The sequence below is a fragment of the Planococcus soli genome, from assembly GCF_016881065.1.
Lineage (GTDB): Bacteria > Bacillota > Bacilli > Bacillales_A > Planococcaceae > Planococcus > Planococcus soli.
In genome coordinates this window covers 11,177-27,380 of the sequence record NZ_WXYN01000003.1, presented here as the reverse complement: position 1 = coordinate 27,380, position 16,204 = coordinate 11,177, and the positions used below count along the sequence as shown (strand labels likewise).

Genomic DNA, 16,204 nt, shown 5'->3' with positions numbered 1-16,204 from the left:
TTCAGGATGCCTTTTTCTATACGTGCCGGTTTAGCATGCGCAAGCCGTTTAAGATGACCAAAATTGTGCTGCCTTCGTGTCCAATGACGCCAATGGGAAGTGTGATGGCTTGAAAAAAGTTGGAAATAATCAAGAGAATGATTATCGAAACAGAAAAGAAGATGTTCTGCTTCACAATGCGCTGCATTTTACGGGACAGGCGGATTGAATAGGCAATACGCGACAAATCATTTTTCATGAGGATGACGTCGGCCGTCTCTAAAGCAATATCGGTTCCAGCACCCATTGCGATGCCTGTCGTTGCAGTTGCCAGGGCAGGTGCATCATTTATGCCATCGCCTGTCATGGCCACATACTTATACTTTTCCAATAGTTTTTTCAGCTCTGTTACTTTATCAGCCGGCAGACATTCAGCAATGTAATCATCAACGCCTGTTTCTTTGGCAATCACAGCTGCTGTTTTGCGGTTATCACCCGTCAGCATGATGCAGTAAATGCCTGCTTTTTGCAATTCTTCAATTGTTGATTTGGTAATATCACGGACCGTATCCTTTAAGGCCATGGCAGCAAGTATTCCTTGATTGTCCCGGACAAATGTGACTGTTTTCCCCTGATTGGCCAGTTTAGCCAAAAGACCATTTTCAAATGCTTCTGCAAGGCTTTCGCCTACAAACTTTGGCTTTCCAACGAGAAACTTCTCCCGGCCAATAGTTGCTTTCAAACCATTGCCAGGAACATCTTCAATGGTCAAATTCTGCAGCGGAACAACTCCTTTTGAAACAATAAAGTCATGGATGGCTTTGGCTAGCGGATGGTTCGATTGAGATTCGATGCCGGCAATTTTCGCCATCGCAAGTTGAGAATCTGCTCCTTTTCGAATGACAAAATCTGTGACTTCCGGCTGGCCCCGCGTCAATGTGCCGGTTTTATCAAAAGCGATAGCCCGAACCACACTCAAGTTTTCGAGGTGCATGCCGCCTTTAAAAATAATGCCGCTTTTAGCCCCGTTGGAAATGGCGGCAAGCGTGGCAGGCATGATGGAAGCGACCAGCGCACAAGGTGACGCTACGACCAGTAAAACCATTGCGCGGTAAAAGGTCGTATTCCAATCCCAGCCCAGAAGATAATGCGGCATAAACAGCATAAGCACAAAGGTAGCGAGCACCACTTTTACATAACGGCCTTCAAAACGCTCGATAAATTGCTGGGAAGGGGATTTCTCACTTTGCGCCGATTGAACGAGATCAATAATCTTTTGGAACATGGTTTCAGAGCTGGGCTTGGTCATCACCATGGTGATAGCGCCAGACAAATTTACAGTACCTGCGTAAAGTTCATCTTTTTCATATTTTGAGACAGGAAGTGCTTCTCCGCTGATGGCAGACTCATCTACAGCGGTTTGGCCGATGTGCAAAGCGCCGTCCACTGGTATCCGTTCTCCGGGCTTTACGACGATAAGATCCCCTGTAGCCAGTTCTTCGATTGGGACACGCGCCGTGCGCCCTTCTTTAAGCAGCCAAGCAGCTTCAGGCTGGAGTTCCATTAAGGAAGTAATTTCTTTCCGGCTTTTGTTCATCGTATAGGTTTCCAAGGCACCGCTTAAAGAGAAGATGAAAATTAGGATAGCACCTTCTGTCCAGTAGCCGATGATGGAAGAACCAACTGCTGCTAAAATCATCAAGATTTCAACATTCAGCTGCCGGTCTTCGAGTGTTTTCAGAATGCCGTATTTCGCTTTCGCATAGCCGCCAATCCCGAATGCCAGCAAATAAGTAAAAACCGAATAAGTGAAGTATTGCTGTGTTTCCAAAGTAAAGGCGAGGACAATTAAAATTCCTGAAAAAATTGATGCAATCAATTCGATATGAGTTTTTAAAAATACCATAAGTGCCACCCGGCTTCCTTGGAATTATTGCAGATTTGCAGAAGGAAAAGAATCTACAAAGTGCTAGCAAATCTTGGAGCGGAGTTTAAATATTCTGTATTTATTCTATTTTATCATGGTTACTCCAGACTATGAGAGCAGGGAATGTCTTAATAGAGAACAAAAGAAAAATCCAATGCCGGATAGGCAAAGGATTTTCTGCTTACTGCTCTTCAGTTGGACGATTCTGAAATTGCTTCATCTTGTCATCTAAGTCATCGACCATCGCAATTAAGCGATCAATATCTTCAAGTTCTGTGTTTTCCGGTTCAATAGCATCTAATACTTCTAAAAACATGCTTAAGCGCTGTTTCATATAAGAGACCTGCTGTTCTTTGTTCGTAATGGATTTCCCCAATGGATACACCTCATTTCGCATGTTAATCGTAACGGATAATGGAGACGATTTCAATAACTATAGGTAGAACTAATTATTTTACTAGTTTATTTATTTAGAATATTTACTTAATATAAAGTTTGTGTTAAAGTAGGCTTATTCAACAGAGAGGGGAGGCCGAAGGGAATCAGCGAAACCAAACCACAACATCAGGAATTCCAAAGGAGGCGGTTCGCACATTTCATCGGTGCCTTAACCGAAAATGGGATTATGAAAGATAACTTAACTGTATACAAAACATAAAGGCTCATCCAAAATCTGAAATCAGATGCGGAATGAGCCTTTTATGATGGCTAACGAATTTCGAAAGTTTCAATGATTTCAATTGAATCCTCAACAGACTGCACCATTGAACAGTTTTTTCGGGTCAGTTCCATAATACGCGGCATTTTTTCTTTGTTGATATTGCCCGCAATTATAAAATGCAAATGGACTTTTTCAACCCGGTCTGCCTCTTCTTCATTGCGCACAATCTCTTTAACCTCGATTTGAATATCTTCAGCAGGCATTCTCATTTTATCAAGCACTTTCCTCATCACTCCGCCGCTGCAAACTGCCAATGAGGAAACCAGTAATTGATATGGACGGAAGCCATATTCTTCATTACTTGAAATTTCGAGCTTGCCAAAAGGCAGATGCCCCGTAAAGCCATTTTTGTTCATTGAATAATTCATCTGTTAACGCCTCCTTATGTTAGAATTGTATCTGAATTCTTATTAAATACAAAAGAACGTGCTTGTTCGGGGAGGCATCATGAAAAGTTTTTTAAAAAGTGAACGTGGCCGTTTTTGGATTTTGGTGGCCATCGTCTCCATATCCGGTTTTTCGCAAGGGATGCTGCTGCCGCTGATTGCGGTTATTTTTGAGCAGGACGGCGTTTCGTCTGCATTGAATGGCTTGAGTGCCACCGGTTTGTATGTAGGAACCCTATTAATCGCGCCATTTATGGAACCGCAGCTGCGAAAGTTTGGCTATAAGCCGCTGATTTTATTGGGAGGGGGATTAGTCATCCTGTCCCTTTTGCTTTTCCCGCTGTGGAAATCGGTACTGTTTTGGTTTGTCCTTCGCATATTAATCGGTATAGGTGACCAGGCGCTGCATTTTTCAACTCAAACCTGGATTACCAGTACATCGCCGCAGCACCGGCTGGGGCGCAATATTGCCATTTATGGAATGTCGTTCAGCATCGGTTTTGGAGCAGGCCCTCTTTTCGTGCCGATGGTGGAAGTATTTGAAGCATTGCCGTTTATCGTCTCCGGCTTACTTTGTCTGGTCGCCTGGTCGCTGGTGTTCCTGTTAAAAAACGATTTTCCGGAATTTTCAGGAGGCAGTATGACTGCGAAAGGTACATTGGGACGCTTTAAAGCAGCTTTGATTATAGCGTGGGTCGCATTCTTGCCGCCCCTCGGCTATGGCTTTTTGGAAGCCTCGCTCCATGCCATCTATCCAGTCTACGCTTTGCGGCAGTCGATAGAAGTAGGAATGGTTTCCATCATGCTCGCTGCTTTTTCCCTAGGCGCGATTGCCACGCAATTGCCGCTGGGGAATTTAAGCGATCGGATTGGCAGAAGAAAAGTGTTGTTGCTGATTTTAGCGGGAGGAGCGGCAACATTTGCAACCGCCAGTTTCTATGAATCGAATGCCTGGCTGACTGTCGGATTTTTTGCACTGGCTGGCATGTTTGTCGGATCTACGTTTTCGCTTGGCATTTCTTATATGGCGGACTTAATGCCGAAAGATCTATTGCCTACGGGTAATTTACTGTGCGGCATCGCTTTTAGCATCGGCAGCCTGGCAGGACCGTCGCTGGGTGGATTGTTTATTGAATACTCAGGAGGACTCAGTTTTTTGCTGTTGATCGCAGGGATGCTGCTGCTGATCCTGCTGCTAATCGCCATGAAAGGCAATACGAGAAGGGCAGAATCACTATAGAGTATTCCAACAAAAAAGCTGGACCAGAGAATAAAATGCTCTGGTCCAGCTTTTCTTATTGTCCAAATTCCAGCGCCCGGGTCCTAGGGTCATAAGCCACTCCGATGTCCAGTTGCAGTGCCTAGCTCTTCGGGATGTAAGCCACTCTGGCTGTGCGACTGAAACACGCCGCTTCGCCAGAGCGTCTTACACCTGTCAGAGCTGAACAGGCACTTTCACTTTTCGTGCTGTGCGGCTTAAGAAACGCCGCTTCGCCGAAGCGTCTTCGGCCCGTCGGACCTACACGGACGCTTGCGCTTTTCTTTAGTGTCCAGACTCCAGCAGCCAGCCCCTAGAGTCGCTTCACCCTTACCAGCAATGGCAAAGGCCGCCATTACCAGTAAGGCTTCCAGCGCTTGTCGGGGCTTAACGGCTGCTTACGCTTTTCCTATTTCAACACCAATTTCGTTACTGATTCCACTTGTGCGGTTTGTGGGAACATGTCGACCGGTTGGATATATTCGATCCGGTAGATCTTCGTCAATTGCTGCAAGTCCTTTGCCAATGTGGAAGGGTTGCAGGAAGTATAGACAAAGCGTTTCGGTTTTACTTTCAAAATGGTTTCCAATAGCGAATCAGCCAATCCGGTGCGTGGTGGATCAACTGTCAGTACATCAGGAACAAATCCTTCGTTGCTCCAAAGCTCCAGCCATTTTTCGGCTGTGCCGGTTACATATTTTGCTACATAACCTTGTTTTTTGGCATTTGCTTTTGCATCAACGACACTTTCATGAAGAACATCCATTCCGCGGATTTCCTTGGCGCCGTCTGCCAGCCAAAGACCGATGGTGCCGACGCCGCAATAAGCATCGACTACTTTTTCCTGCCCAGTCAAATCAGCAGCACGTTTAATTTCATTGTACAGGCGAACGGTCTGTGTCGGATTGAGTTGGAAAAAAGCACGGGCCGACAAATCGAATGCCAATTCACCCAGCTCTTCATGGATGGTATCTTTGCCGAATAATGTAATCGTTTCATCTCCGAAAATGAGCGAGGTTTTTTCTTTGTTGATGTTTTGGACGATCGATACCAGGTTCGTATCAATTTTTTTCAAACGTTCCAGCAATAATTCTTTTTGTGGAAGTTTTGATCGTGTCGTCACCAAAACCAATTGGATTTCGCCGGTTTTGACGCCGGTTCGAACGACGATGGTACGGATAATGCCTTTCATCGTCTTGCCGTCGTAAATCGGCATTTTCAGTTCTTCCAGAATCCGTTTGACGGCATTGGTGATAACTGTCGTGTCAGGATGCTGAACGATGCATTGTTCGATGTCCAGTAGTTGATGGGAGCCTTCTGCAAACAAGCCAGCAATGACTTTCGTGCCTTTCAAGCGTGTTTGGAACTGGCTTTTATTGCGGTAATGCCACGGATCTTCCATGCCAATGGTTTTCTCGACATGAACTTTTGTGCCTTTCAAGTACCGTTCCAATGCTTGTACCACAAGATCCCGTTTTTCGACCAGCTGCTGGTCATAAGTCATGTGCTGCAACTGGCAGCCGCCGCATGCTTCGTAAATAGGGCAGGGCGGTGTCTGGCGGTGAGGCGATGCTGTGCGCATTTTGACGATGCGGGCTTCAGCAAAATTGCGCTTGACCACAGTCACTTGCGCCGTAATTTCCTCTCCCGGCAAAGCTCCTGGTACAAATACCACATTGCGTTTAAAATAGCCAATGCCTTCACCGTTGATGCCGAGCCGTTTGATGGTCATCGGAAATTTTTGGCCTTCTTCAATAATGGGTTTATCGTTCATGGATATCACGTCCTTCGGTTAATCATCCCCCCATTATAGCCTTATTTATAGATATCAGCCAGTGCCGATCGTAAATTGGGAAACTTGAACTGGAAACCATGCTGTTCGAGTACGGTAGGCAGGACCCGCTGTCCCTCAAGAACCAATTGGCTTTTATCGCCTAAAGCCGTTTTCAATGCGAACGAAGGGACTGGAATCCAGTGAGGACGACCGAGCGCATGTGCAATTTCTTTTCCGAAATCTTTCATTTGTTTTGGCTGCGGGGCTGCAACATTGAATGCACCGTTCAGCCCATCGTTATCGATCGCAAAGATTAATGCCCGTGCTGTGTCTTTGACATGTATCCATGACAGCCATTGCTTGCCGGAACCAACTGTGCCGCCTGCAAAAAGTTTGTATGGCAAAGCCATCAATGGCAGAGCCCCTTCATCTTTTCCGAGAACAATGCCAAATCGGCCGCACGCTACACGCAAGCCGGCTTCTTCCGCTCTGGCCGCTAGTATCTCCCAGTCGCGAACAGTTTGCGCCAGAAAATCAGAACCTCTGTCGGCGGAAGCTTCTGTATAAGTCACCGTTTCAGAAGGCGGATAAATCCCAATGGCGCTGGCATTCACAAGCACTTTCGGTTTTTTTTCGAGTTTATGAAAAATCCGCAGCAATTCGTTAGTGGCATCCATGCGGCTCGAGTAAATCAGTTTTTTCTGTTCTTCGCTCCAGCGACCGTCATTTATGGATGCGCCAGCCAAGTTGACAAAAGCTTCTACGCCTTCCAGCTGTCTTTCAGGAACCGCATCTTTTGTCAGCCATTCGACGTATGTAATTTTATCGGCAGGGGCTTTCGGCTTTCTTGTCAAAATAACTACTTCATCGCCTCTATCCAGCAGCAAACGGGTCAGTTCTCTGCCTACAAATCCAGTGCCGCCAGTAATTGCTATTTTCATTTTGAACACCTCCAGTTTTAATTGCACAAATCGGGCAAATACCCTTTTGCTCTTGGTCTTTTATTACGCAGCGCTCTTAAATCCAATGCCGCTGCCCAGAACGCCGGCATAAAAGGCAAATATATATACAGCATACCCTTTTAGGCGTCAGGCTATGCCATTGTTTGCTTGAAAGGTGTATAATATGAGAAGAAGAGAGGTGCCAGTAAATGCCGATTATTTCAAAAATCACGCAGGGAAAGAAAAACCCTGAAAGGTATAATATCTTTTTTGAAGATAAATATGCTTTTAGCGTGGATGAAGCGGTGCTTGTCAGGCATCAGCTCACAAAAGGGAAAGAGCTGGACCAATGGACCATCGAAGAAATTAATTTCGAGGATGAAGTCCGAAAAGCCTATAACAAAGCGCTGTACTACCTGGGATTCCGCATGAGAAGCGAAGGGGAAGTACGCCAGAAGCTGAAAGAAAAAGAATACGGGGATGCCGTAATAGATGAAGCCATCAAGAAATTGTATACGCATAACTTTCTGGATGACCAGCAATTTTCAGAGGCGCTGATGCGAACGCAAATCAACTCGGGCAAAAAAGGGCCGCGTGCAATCCAACAGGATATGCAAAAGAGAGGAATTGATAAGCAAATGCAAAAAGACGTTCTGGATTCGTATTCGGAAGAAGAACAATTGGAAGTTGCCAAAGTCCTTGCAGAAAAAATTGCGGCTAAAGAAAAGATGAAAACACCAAGCCAAATCCATCAAAAAATTACTGACACTTTGCTGAGAAAAGGCTATAACTATTCGCTGATCAAACTGGCGATTGAAGATCTGGAGCTTGAAAAAGATGACGATCAATGGACGGAGATTGTCACTGAACAAGGGGACAAATTATGGCGCAAGCACAGCTCAAAGCTGTCAGGCTATGATTTAAAGTCAAAAGTGAAACAGGGATTATACCAAAAAGGTTTTCCTGGTGAAGTGATCACTGACTACCTGGATAAAAAGGAGCTTGAAGATGACTGAAGAAAAGCGTTACAGCGACATGACAGAACATGAACTACGTGGGGAAATTGCGCGCCTGAAAGAAAAAGCCAGAAAAGCTGAACAGCTGGGAATCGTCAATGAGTTTGCAGTGCTGGAACGCAAAGCCATGATGGCGGCAACTTATCTTATAGACCCTGCCGATTTTAAAAAAGGCGAAGTATACCGAATTGAAGGAGATCCCAATGTCTACTTTCAGATCGATTACTTAAAAGGCCGATTTGCCTGGGGTTACCGGATGGGCGGAGAAAAACATACGGAAGCGCTGCCGATTTCCATGCTGCGTCCGTTGAAAGAAGGGAAGTAAGCAGATGAAAGAAATTATCGAGCAACTGACAATCGAATTACTGGAAAAGAACCCGAATTTAACAGAAGAAAAAGCACGGATCTGGATTGAATTGCTTGCTTCTGATTTTGAATCTTCCTACGCTAAAGCAGGATATGACTACCAGGGTACAGCAGTTGTTGAAAAAGTGATGCGCCAGTGGATTGACAGCTATGGCGACAAAATACACGAATTTGCCAGCACCAATCCTAAGTACGCTCATTTGTTGAAAGATTAATGCAAAAGTGTAGGATCCCGATTTACAGCGATTTTCAATGCACTGCTGTACTTTAAGCTTGTTAAGCGTAAAAAAGAAAACGCGCACCCAGGGGTGTGCGTTTTCTAGTTATGGCTGAAATCCAATTTTTTCCTTAACTTATCTTCGCTGAAAATCCACCCCGTATAGGAGTTGATGATTTTGCATTCCTTATCCAAATGGGCGACAGCGACAAAAGGGTAATAGTCATTGCTGCGGTAACGCAGGTCAATCAGCCGCACTTCGAAGACATCACCATATTCGTTGATTTCCCAACGGTATAAAGGCGAAAATGAAATGAAGGCCGAGATGTTTTTATCCTTCATTGCCGCTTGGATCAAATTGTTTTCAGGCATCTCTTTTTTCATGAACTTATCATAGATGTTGATGGTCCGGCCGTATGCTCGTCCGACATAATGGTGCTGTTCTGTATTGGCGGCAACACGCCAGTGAAAAAAGCGCATCGTCGGTGCCACAAAAACGTCAGTAGCGCCAGGGATGGTGTTGCGGACAGCATGTATGATGGCTGCCTGTACTGCAAATCTTGCAATATAGTAGAAGAACATGGCAACATAAAGAATGCTGATGGTCCAAACCGGGTCAGCACCGAACGCCCAAATCGTCAAAGCCAGTACATGTGCACCGAAAATTATCGGGTCGAACGTATTGATAACGCCAAGCGCAACCCATCGGTTGGAAATCGGCCTGAGCGCCTGAGTGCCATAGGAATTGAAGATATCAACAAACACATGCATAAAGACAGCCAGGAAGGTCCAGAGCCATAGATGGAGAAAATTGGCTTCAGGGAACACAAGAGATAATGCCCCTGCAATCAAAATTGGCCACAGCAGCACAGCGGGAATTGAGTGGGTAGCGCCACGATGATGCCGGATGTATACGGCGTTGTCGCGAAGCTTTAAAACAGTGTCAACGTCTGGCGCCAAAGAACCGATGATAACACCGGAAACGACAGCGGTCATGGTGATGGGGTGGCTGGCGACAGCCGGATCTGCCATTGCGAAGCCGCCAAGGGCAATGCCCATGACAATATGAGTTCCTGTATCCATTGCCTCATCCCCCTCTCTAAAGAAGTAATTTTTATGGGGAACTGAAAAGTTTTGTTAAAATAAACTTAATTCCTCATTTACGTATATACCCGAAATGTACCGGAATAATCAAGCTGAACGGAGGCAAACCTCATTAATATAGAAAAAATGCAATTTCAAAATGACTTGATCAGCTGGTTTGCTGCAGAGAAAAGAGATCTGCCTTGGAGACGTACGGCAGACCCTTACCAAATCTGGATTTCAGAAATTATGCTGCAGCAAACGCGGGTAGATACCGTTATCCCTTATTATAAGCGCTTTATCGAAAAATTTCCCACTTTGAACGACTTGGCAGAAGCCGACGAACAAATCTTGCTGAAACAGTGGGAAGGGCTTGGATATTACTCCCGTGCCCGCAACCTTCAGGCGGGAGTCAAAGAAGTGGCTGAAAATTATGGTGGAATCGTTCCGGATAACCGGAAGGAAATTTCTTCTCTAAAAGGTGTTGGCCCTTATACAGCTGGAGCTGTTTTAAGCATAGCTTACGGCGTTCCGGAGCATGCAGTGGATGGCAACGTGATGCGAGTATTATCCCGTATCCTGTTGATAGAGGAAGATATCGCCAAGCCGAAAACCCGGAAAGTTTTTGAAGAGGCAGTTACTGAAATCATCAGCCATGAAGATCCTTCTTCATTTAATCAAGGCTTGATGGAATTGGGAGCTTTAATCTGCACACCTACTTCACCAAAATGCCTGCTGTGTCCGGTGCGTGAACATTGTGCCGCATTTCACGAAGGCAGGCAGCACGACCTGCCGATCAAAACCAAAGCGAAAAAAACAAAATCATTGCAGTACGCAATGATCGCTATACGCAGCAACGATAAACTGCTGATGGAACAGCGTCCGGCAACCGGGCTGCTGGCAAATATGTGGCAATTTCCAATGCTGGAAACGGCAGAAGGAGTGCTGCCGCTCGAAATCGAAGAGCAGCTGTCTGAAAGTTTGAAAGGCCTGGTGGACAAAGCCGAGAAAATTACTTCTTTCAAACATGTCTTTTCTCATTTAACATGGAATGTGGATGGCTTTATTGCCGACAGTGAAAATATTGCTGCACCTGCTCATATGAGATGGGTGACAGCCGAAGAATTGGATTTATTGCCGATCGCAGGACCGGTCCAAAAAATGAAAACAGCTTTACAGCAAAGAGGAGATGTTTGATGATGGCAGAACAAAAAGTAGCATTGGTGACAGGCAGCAGCAGAGGTCTCGGCAAAGCGATGGCAATCGCTCTTGCCGATCAGGGATACGATATTGTCGTCAATTATGCGCGCAGTAAAACAGCTGCACTTGATACAGTAAAGGAAATCGAAGCAAGAGGGCAAAGAGCGCTATTGGTCCGTGCTAATGTGGGGGATGTCGAGAAACTCCGCGGCATGTTCGAAACCATCAAAGAAGAGTTTGGCCGCTTGGATGTTTTCGTATCCAATGCAGCATCCGGTGTGTTGCGCCCAATCATGGAACTGGAAGAATCGCATTGGGACTGGACCATGAACATCAACGCGAAAGCGATGCTGTTTGGTGCCCAGGAAGCGGCAAAGCTGATGGACAAAGGCGGCAAAATCGTCGGCATCAGCTCGCTTGGTTCGATTCGGTATTTGGAAAATTATACGACGATAGGAGTTTCAAAAGCAGCGGTAGAGTCCATTACACGCTATTTGGCTGTTGAGCTGGCCCCGCTAGGAATTGCCGTCAATACAGTGTCGGGGGGAGCGCTTGATACTGAAGCATTAAAGCATTTTCCGAACCGTGAAGACTTATTGAATGATGCCCGTGTCAATACGCCTGCAGGGCGAATGGTTGAAATTGAGGATATGGTCAAAGCTGCGTTATTCCTGATTTCATCTGACTCTGATATGATCCGCGGCCAGACGATTATTGTGGACGGCGGACGTTCCGTCGTCATGTAATCCTTTGGTTCTTCCGCCTTATTGCTGTATGTTTTCAGAATTGATTGATATAATACTGAAATAGCAGATAAACAAAGGCTTGGACAAGAAGGTGGGATAGTACATGGCGATTCCTGCGGAGGGTGAAACAATCCAAATCCACAGTTATAAACACAACGGCCGAATCCACCGTGTCTGGCAGGAAACAACTGTACTGAAAGGTACGAATAATATTGTAATTGGTGCAAACGAACGGACGCTAGTGACAGAATCCGATGGCCGAACCTGGTTGACGCGCGAACCGTCAATCTGTTATTTTCACGCAGAGCATTGGTTCAACATCATTTGTATGCTCCGAGACGACGGTGTTTATTATTATTGCAATGTCAGTTCTCCATTCGTTTATAATAATGGCTCGTTGAAGTACATCGATTATGACTTGGATGTAAAAGTGTTTCCAGACATGTCTTACACGCTGTTGGATGAAGACGAATATGAAGACCATAAGCGGCAAATGGGTTATCCTGAAGTGATTGATCAAATTCTTCACCGAAATGTGGAAAAGCTGATCGGCTGGATCAAACAGCGCAGAGGGCCATTTGCCCAGGACTTTATCGAAGTATGGACGAACCGCTATGAATTTCATAGACTAAACCGGATTCGTGATTAAGATGAAAACCTGTTGCTTGCCAACAGGTTTTTCGTTTTGAAAAGAATGGAGTGAAAGTTTTGAGCAGTATGAAACGCTATATGCAATTCGTCAAACCTTATTATTGGCAGATTGCGCTGACGATTTTTATCGGGATATTCAAATTTGCAATTCCGCTTTTTATTCCGCTGCTGATCAAAATCGTCATTGATGATATTATCGGAGCTGATGCATTGTCGAATGCAGAAAAGCTGGAACAGCTGTATTTATGGCTTGGAGGAACAGCGATTGTCTTTTTCCTGCTGCGTCCGCCCATTGAATACTACCGCCAATATTATGCGCAATATGTCAGCAACAAAATTCTTTACGACATCCGCGGCTATCTCTACGGCCATTTGCAGCGCTTGAGTTTGCGCTATTACGCCAATACACGTGCAGGGGAAATCATCTCTCGCGTCATTAATGACGTTGAGCAGACCAAAAACTTTGTCATGATCGGCCTGATGAATGTCTGGTTGGATCTGGCGACAATTCTGATCGCCATCGTCATCATGCTGACGATGGACGTGTCGTTGACGATTGTTGCATTACTGGCGTTTCCGTTCTACGCGTTCAGCGTCAAGTATTTCTTTGGCCGGCTTCGCGATTTGACACGTGAACGTTCACAGGCTTTGGCTAATGTCCAAAGTTATCTGCATGAGCGTGTGCAGGGCATGAGCATCATCAAAAGTTTTGCGCTTGAGAAGCACGAACAGAAAATTTTTAACGATACAAACGATCAGTTTCTGGAAAAAGCAATCGACCATACGAAATGGAATGCGAAAGCATTCGCCGTTGTAAACACCATTACTGATGTTGCACCGCTATTGGTTATCGGTTATGCCGGTTATCAAGTTATCGAGGGCAATTTGACGCTTGGTACGATGGTAGCGTTTATTGCATATATTGAAAGGCTCTATAATCCGCTTCGCCGATTGGTCAATTCTTCAACAACGCTGGTGCAGTCGCTGGCCTCTATGGACCGGGTCTTTGAGTTGATCGATGAAGATTATGATGTGACCGACAAGGAAAAAGCACACGATTTGAAAGTAGTCGACGGCAAATTGGAATTCCGCAACGTCTCTTTCCATTATAATGATGGTGGTTCGGAAGTGCTGACTGATTTAAACTTTACCGTGAAACCGGGAGAAACGGTTGCTTTTGTCGGGATGAGCGGTGGCGGGAAATCGACCATCGTCTCCTTAATCCCACGCTTTTACGATGTAACAAGCGGCGGCATCTATATGGATGGCCACGACCTGCGGGATGTGACGACCCATACATTGCGCGACCAGATCGGTTTGGTTTTGCAGGACTCCATTCTCTTCAGCGATTCTGTGAAAGCTAATATCCTGATGGGGAAACCGGGAGCCACTGATGAAGAAGTAATTGCGGCTGCGAAAGCGGCCAATGCAGACGAATTCATTTCACAACTGCCGGAAGGCTATGATACGAAAGTTGGAGAGCGCGGCGTGAAATTATCCGGTGGACAAAAACAGCGCGTCGCAATTGCGCGCGTGTTCTTGAAAAATCCTCCGATTCTGATTTTGGATGAAGCTACATCCGCACTGGACCTTGAAAGTGAAGCATTGATTCAGGATTCGTTGGAGCGTTTGGCACATGACCGGACGACGCTTATTGTCGCGCACCGTCTTTCGACCATCACGCACGCAGACCAAATACTTGTGATCGACCACGGCAAACTTGCTGAAAGCGGCACACATAACGAATTGATGAAACAGCAGGGCGTTTATTCGAGCCTGTTCCAAGTTCAGCATTTTGATTGAAACATCCGAAAGCCTCCAATATTTTGGAGGCTTTTTTCTATACATTCAGCTTCCAACAAATTCAAATAAGATATTGCATTAATAATAATATTACGTATAATTAAAAGAGGGAGAATAATCTGAATCATTTTTGTGCAAAAGGGGGAGCATCATGAACGAACGTAAAACCATCTTAGACGTTAAAGGTTTGAAAACATCCTTTTTCACAGATGATGGAGAGATACCAGCGGTAGATAATGTAGATTTTCACATAAGGGAAGGCGAAGTGCTCGGCATTGTCGGAGAATCCGGATGCGGAAAAAGCGTTACTTCGCTATCGATAATGGGATTGGTTCCAAGTCCTCCAGGAAAAATCACAGGAGGCGAAATTTTATTTCAGGATAAAGATTTAACCAAACTACCTGAGAAAAAAATGAGGGAAATCCGGGGCAATGATATTGCGATGATTTTCCAGGAGCCAATGACTTCGTTAAATCCATTGTTTACGATTGGCGATCAGCTTCGTGAAGCGATTAAGATCCATAAAAAGGATTGGTCAAAAAAACAGATTCAGGAACGCGGCATTGAAATGATGAAATTGGTGGGCTTGCCCCGGCCGGAAGGGTTGATGAAGGAATATCCGCATCAGCTGTCAGGCGGGATGCGCCAGCGCGTCATGATTGCAATGGCGTTATTGTGCGACCCGAAAGTATTGATTGCGGATGAACCGACGACGGCATTGGATGTAACCATTCAGGCGCAGATTTTGAAACTGATCAAAAATCTGAATGAACGTTTGAATACTGCAGTTTTGTTGATTACCCACGATTTAGGTGTTGTCGCTGAAACCTGTGAACGGGTAGTTGTCATGTATGCGGGCAAGGTGGTTGAAGAAGGGCCGGTCCGTACCATATTTAACGATCCGCAGCATCCTTATACAAGAGGATTGCTGGAATCGGTTCCGGATATGCGCTTTAAAAAAGAGCGTCTGTATTCGATCCCGGGAAATGTTCCAAAGCCAGGAACAATCAAGACAGGCTGTAAATTTGCAGCGCGCTGTGAATTTGCTTTTGACCGCTGCATAGGAGAAACACCGGAACTGTACCAGACAGCGGATAATCATCAAACCCGCTGTTTCCTATTCGACCCGAAGGAGGTACAGTCTCATGACAGAACCGTTGTTAAAAGTTGAAGGGCTGAAAAAGTATTTTCCGATTAAATCCGGTATTTTGGGCAGGGTAAACAACCATGTCAAAGCAGTGGATGATGTGTCATTCACCGTTCAAGAGGGCGAGACTTTGGGAATTGTCGGCGAATCGGGATGCGGAAAATCCACGACCGGACGCATGCTGATGCGCCTTTTGGAACCGACCGAAGGCACCGTAACCTTCGACGGCCAGGAATTGACCAGTTTGTCGAACCACGATATGCGCAAAGCGCGGCGAGATATTCAGATGGTTTTCCAGGATCCCTACGCGTCATTGAACCCGCGCCATACAATTGAAAAAATCTTGATGGAGCCGCTCAATGTCCATAATATAGGTGATCCGAAAGAACGTAAAAAGAAAGTTCACGAGTTTTTGGAAATAGTCGGCTTGAGCAGCTATCATGCCAAACGCTATCCGCATCAGTTCAGCGGCGGGCAGCGTCAGCGGATCGGCATTGCACGCGCCTTGATGACGAATCCAAAACTGATAATTGCCGATGAACCTGTATCCGCCCTTGATGTATCAATTCAGGCACAAGTTTTGAACTTGATGCAGGATCTGCAAAAAGAGTTGAAGCTGACTTATATTTTCATTGCCCACGATCTAGGAGTGGTTCGCCATATCAGCGACCGCGTAGGCGTCATGTATCTTGGACAAATGGCGGAGCTTGCCGATACCGAAGACTTGTACGAAAAACCTTTGCACCCGTATACGCAAGCTTTATTGGCTGCTGTACCCGTTCCTGATCCGGAGTTTGTGCGGGAAGAGGTTGTTATTTCAGGTGATGTACCGAGCCCGGCTAATCCACCTAGCGGATGCAGGTTCCATACGCGCTGCCCGTTTAAGATGGATATTTGTTCCCAGGCCGTACCGGTGTTTGCAGAAGTTGAAAAAGGTCATTCTGTAGCTTGCCATCTTTACGAAGAGTGCAGGCCGCAATGATAATAAA

16 protein-coding genes are annotated in these 16,204 nt (G+C 45.6%); 10 read left to right on the top strand and 6 right to left on the bottom strand.

What is annotated here, in order from left to right:
- Positions 1 to 16: 16 nt before the first annotated feature.
- The 3 genes from GJB59_RS00695 to GJB59_RS00685 form a co-directional block, all read right to left on the bottom strand.
- A complete protein-coding gene (locus GJB59_RS00695) occupies positions 17 to 1,885 on the bottom strand; it encodes a heavy metal translocating P-type ATPase (protein WP_142829822.1) in 1,869 nt (622 codons plus the stop codon).
- A 202-nt stretch (positions 1,886 to 2,087) separates the two neighbouring features.
- Complete coding sequence (locus GJB59_RS00690; RefSeq protein ID WP_142829820.1) at positions 2,088 to 2,282, bottom strand: SE1561 family protein; 195 nt, start codon at positions 2,280 to 2,282, stop codon at positions 2,088 to 2,090.
- 332 nt (positions 2,283 to 2,614) lie between these two features.
- Positions 2,615 to 2,995, bottom strand: a complete 381-nt coding sequence (locus GJB59_RS00685) for an OsmC family protein (RefSeq protein WP_142829818.1) — start codon at positions 2,993 to 2,995, stop codon at positions 2,615 to 2,617.
- Between the two features lie 79 nt (positions 2,996 to 3,074).
- Here GJB59_RS00685 and GJB59_RS00680 point away from each other — a divergent pair, with 79 nt between their 5' ends.
- Entirely contained in the window at positions 3,075 to 4,253 is a 1,179-nt protein-coding gene (locus GJB59_RS00680) for an MFS transporter (RefSeq protein ID WP_142829816.1), read from the top strand.
- Positions 4,254 to 4,680: 427 nt separating this feature from the next.
- On the opposite strand, the gene rlmD is transcribed toward GJB59_RS00680, so the two are convergent.
- Positions 4,681 to 6,045, bottom strand: coding sequence for a 23S rRNA (uracil(1939)-C(5))-methyltransferase RlmD (gene rlmD / locus GJB59_RS00675; RefSeq protein WP_142829813.1), 1,365 nt, complete (start codon positions 6,043 to 6,045; stop codon positions 4,681 to 4,683).
- A 41-nt stretch (positions 6,046 to 6,086) separates the two neighbouring features.
- A complete protein-coding gene (locus GJB59_RS00670; RefSeq protein WP_142829811.1) occupies positions 6,087 to 6,986 on the bottom strand; it encodes a TIGR01777 family oxidoreductase in 900 nt (299 codons plus the stop codon).
- A 209-nt stretch (positions 6,987 to 7,195) separates the two neighbouring features.
- Between GJB59_RS00670 and recX the strand changes: the two genes are divergently transcribed.
- Genes recX through GJB59_RS00655 form a run of 3 tightly spaced genes read left to right on the top strand, consistent with a single transcriptional unit; the run spans position 7,196 to position 8,583 of the window.
- The gene (recX, locus tag GJB59_RS00665; RefSeq protein WP_142829809.1) at positions 7,196 to 8,002 is read left to right on the top strand and encodes a recombination regulator RecX; all 807 of its coding nucleotides are present in this window, start codon (positions 7,196 to 7,198) and stop codon (positions 8,000 to 8,002) included.
- The gene (locus GJB59_RS00660) at positions 7,995 to 8,327 is read left to right on the top strand and encodes a YfhH family protein (RefSeq protein WP_142829807.1); all 333 of its coding nucleotides are present in this window, start codon (positions 7,995 to 7,997) and stop codon (positions 8,325 to 8,327) included. The genes recX and GJB59_RS00660 overlap by 8 nt, the downstream gene beginning before the upstream one ends.
- A gap of 4 nt (positions 8,328 to 8,331) precedes the next feature.
- The gene (locus GJB59_RS00655) at positions 8,332 to 8,583 is read left to right on the top strand and encodes a YfhJ family protein (protein ID WP_142829804.1); all 252 of its coding nucleotides are present in this window, start codon (positions 8,332 to 8,334) and stop codon (positions 8,581 to 8,583) included.
- A gap of 104 nt (positions 8,584 to 8,687) precedes the next feature.
- On the opposite strand, the gene GJB59_RS00650 is transcribed toward GJB59_RS00655, so the two are convergent.
- Entirely contained in the window at positions 8,688 to 9,668 is a 981-nt protein-coding gene (locus GJB59_RS00650; RefSeq protein WP_142829802.1) for a metal-dependent hydrolase, read from the bottom strand.
- A gap of 147 nt (positions 9,669 to 9,815) precedes the next feature.
- On the opposite strand from GJB59_RS00650, the gene mutY reads away from it, so the two are divergent.
- From mutY to GJB59_RS00620, 6 genes are all read left to right on the top strand, one after another.
- Positions 9,816 to 10,865, top strand: coding sequence for an A/G-specific adenine glycosylase (gene mutY, locus GJB59_RS00645; RefSeq protein WP_142829800.1), 1,050 nt, complete (start codon positions 9,816 to 9,818; stop codon positions 10,863 to 10,865).
- 2 nt (positions 10,866 to 10,867) lie between these two features.
- Positions 10,868 to 11,614 carry an enoyl-[acyl-carrier-protein] reductase FabL gene (fabL, locus tag GJB59_RS00640; protein ID WP_142829798.1) on the top strand — a complete coding sequence of 249 codons (747 nt, stop codon included), beginning with the start codon at positions 10,868 to 10,870 and terminating at the stop codon, positions 11,612 to 11,614.
- A gap of 103 nt (positions 11,615 to 11,717) precedes the next feature.
- Positions 11,718 to 12,263, top strand: a complete 546-nt coding sequence (ntdP, locus tag GJB59_RS00635) for a nucleoside tri-diphosphate phosphatase (protein ID WP_142829796.1) — start codon at positions 11,718 to 11,720, stop codon at positions 12,261 to 12,263.
- 59 nt (positions 12,264 to 12,322) lie between these two features.
- Positions 12,323 to 14,068, top strand: a complete 1,746-nt coding sequence (locus GJB59_RS00630) for an ABC transporter ATP-binding protein (RefSeq protein WP_142829794.1) — start codon at positions 12,323 to 12,325, stop codon at positions 14,066 to 14,068.
- A gap of 151 nt (positions 14,069 to 14,219) precedes the next feature.
- Positions 14,220 to 15,239 (top strand): ABC transporter ATP-binding protein, encoded by a 1,020-nt coding sequence (locus GJB59_RS00625; protein ID WP_142829792.1) that lies wholly within the window; start codon positions 14,220 to 14,222, stop codon positions 15,237 to 15,239.
- Entirely contained in the window at positions 15,214 to 16,197 is a 984-nt protein-coding gene (locus tag GJB59_RS00620; protein WP_142829789.1) for an ABC transporter ATP-binding protein, read from the top strand. The genes GJB59_RS00625 and GJB59_RS00620 overlap by 26 nt, the downstream gene beginning before the upstream one ends.
- The last annotated feature ends 7 nt before the right edge of the window (positions 16,198 to 16,204 follow it).

Bases quoted from the DNA above. Each gene is read 5' to 3' on its own strand.
- GJB59_RS00680 (WP_142829816.1), top strand. From the start codon at position 3,075: ATGAAAAGTTTTTTAAAAAGTGAACGTGGCCGTTTTTGGATTTTGGTG.
- GJB59_RS00685 (WP_142829818.1), bottom strand. From the start codon at position 2,995: ATGAATTATTCAATGAACAAAAATGGCTTTACGGGGCATCTGCCTTTT.
- GJB59_RS00660 (WP_142829807.1), top strand. From the start codon at position 7,995: ATGACTGAAGAAAAGCGTTACAGCGACATGACAGAACATGAACTACGT.
- GJB59_RS00670 (WP_142829811.1), bottom strand. From the start codon at position 6,986: ATGAAAATAGCAATTACTGGCGGCACTGGATTTGTAGGCAGAGAACTG.
- mutY (WP_142829800.1), top strand. From the start codon at position 9,816: ATGCAATTTCAAAATGACTTGATCAGCTGGTTTGCTGCAGAGAAAAGA.
- GJB59_RS00625 (WP_142829792.1), top strand. From the start codon at position 14,220: ATGAACGAACGTAAAACCATCTTAGACGTTAAAGGTTTGAAAACATCC.
- fabL (WP_142829798.1), top strand. From the start codon at position 10,868: ATGGCAGAACAAAAAGTAGCATTGGTGACAGGCAGCAGCAGAGGTCTC.
- rlmD (WP_142829813.1), bottom strand. From the start codon at position 6,045: ATGAACGATAAACCCATTATTGAAGAAGGCCAAAAATTTCCGATGACC.
- recX (WP_142829809.1), top strand. From the start codon at position 7,196: ATGCCGATTATTTCAAAAATCACGCAGGGAAAGAAAAACCCTGAAAGG.
- GJB59_RS00695 (WP_142829822.1), bottom strand. From the start codon at position 1,885: ATGGTATTTTTAAAAACTCATATCGAATTGATTGCATCAATTTTTTCA.
- GJB59_RS00655 (WP_142829804.1), top strand. From the start codon at position 8,332: ATGAAAGAAATTATCGAGCAACTGACAATCGAATTACTGGAAAAGAAC.
- ntdP (WP_142829796.1), top strand. From the start codon at position 11,718: ATGGCGATTCCTGCGGAGGGTGAAACAATCCAAATCCACAGTTATAAA.
- GJB59_RS00620 (WP_142829789.1), top strand. From the start codon at position 15,214: ATGACAGAACCGTTGTTAAAAGTTGAAGGGCTGAAAAAGTATTTTCCG.
- GJB59_RS00650 (WP_142829802.1), bottom strand. From the start codon at position 9,668: ATGGATACAGGAACTCATATTGTCATGGGCATTGCCCTTGGCGGCTTC.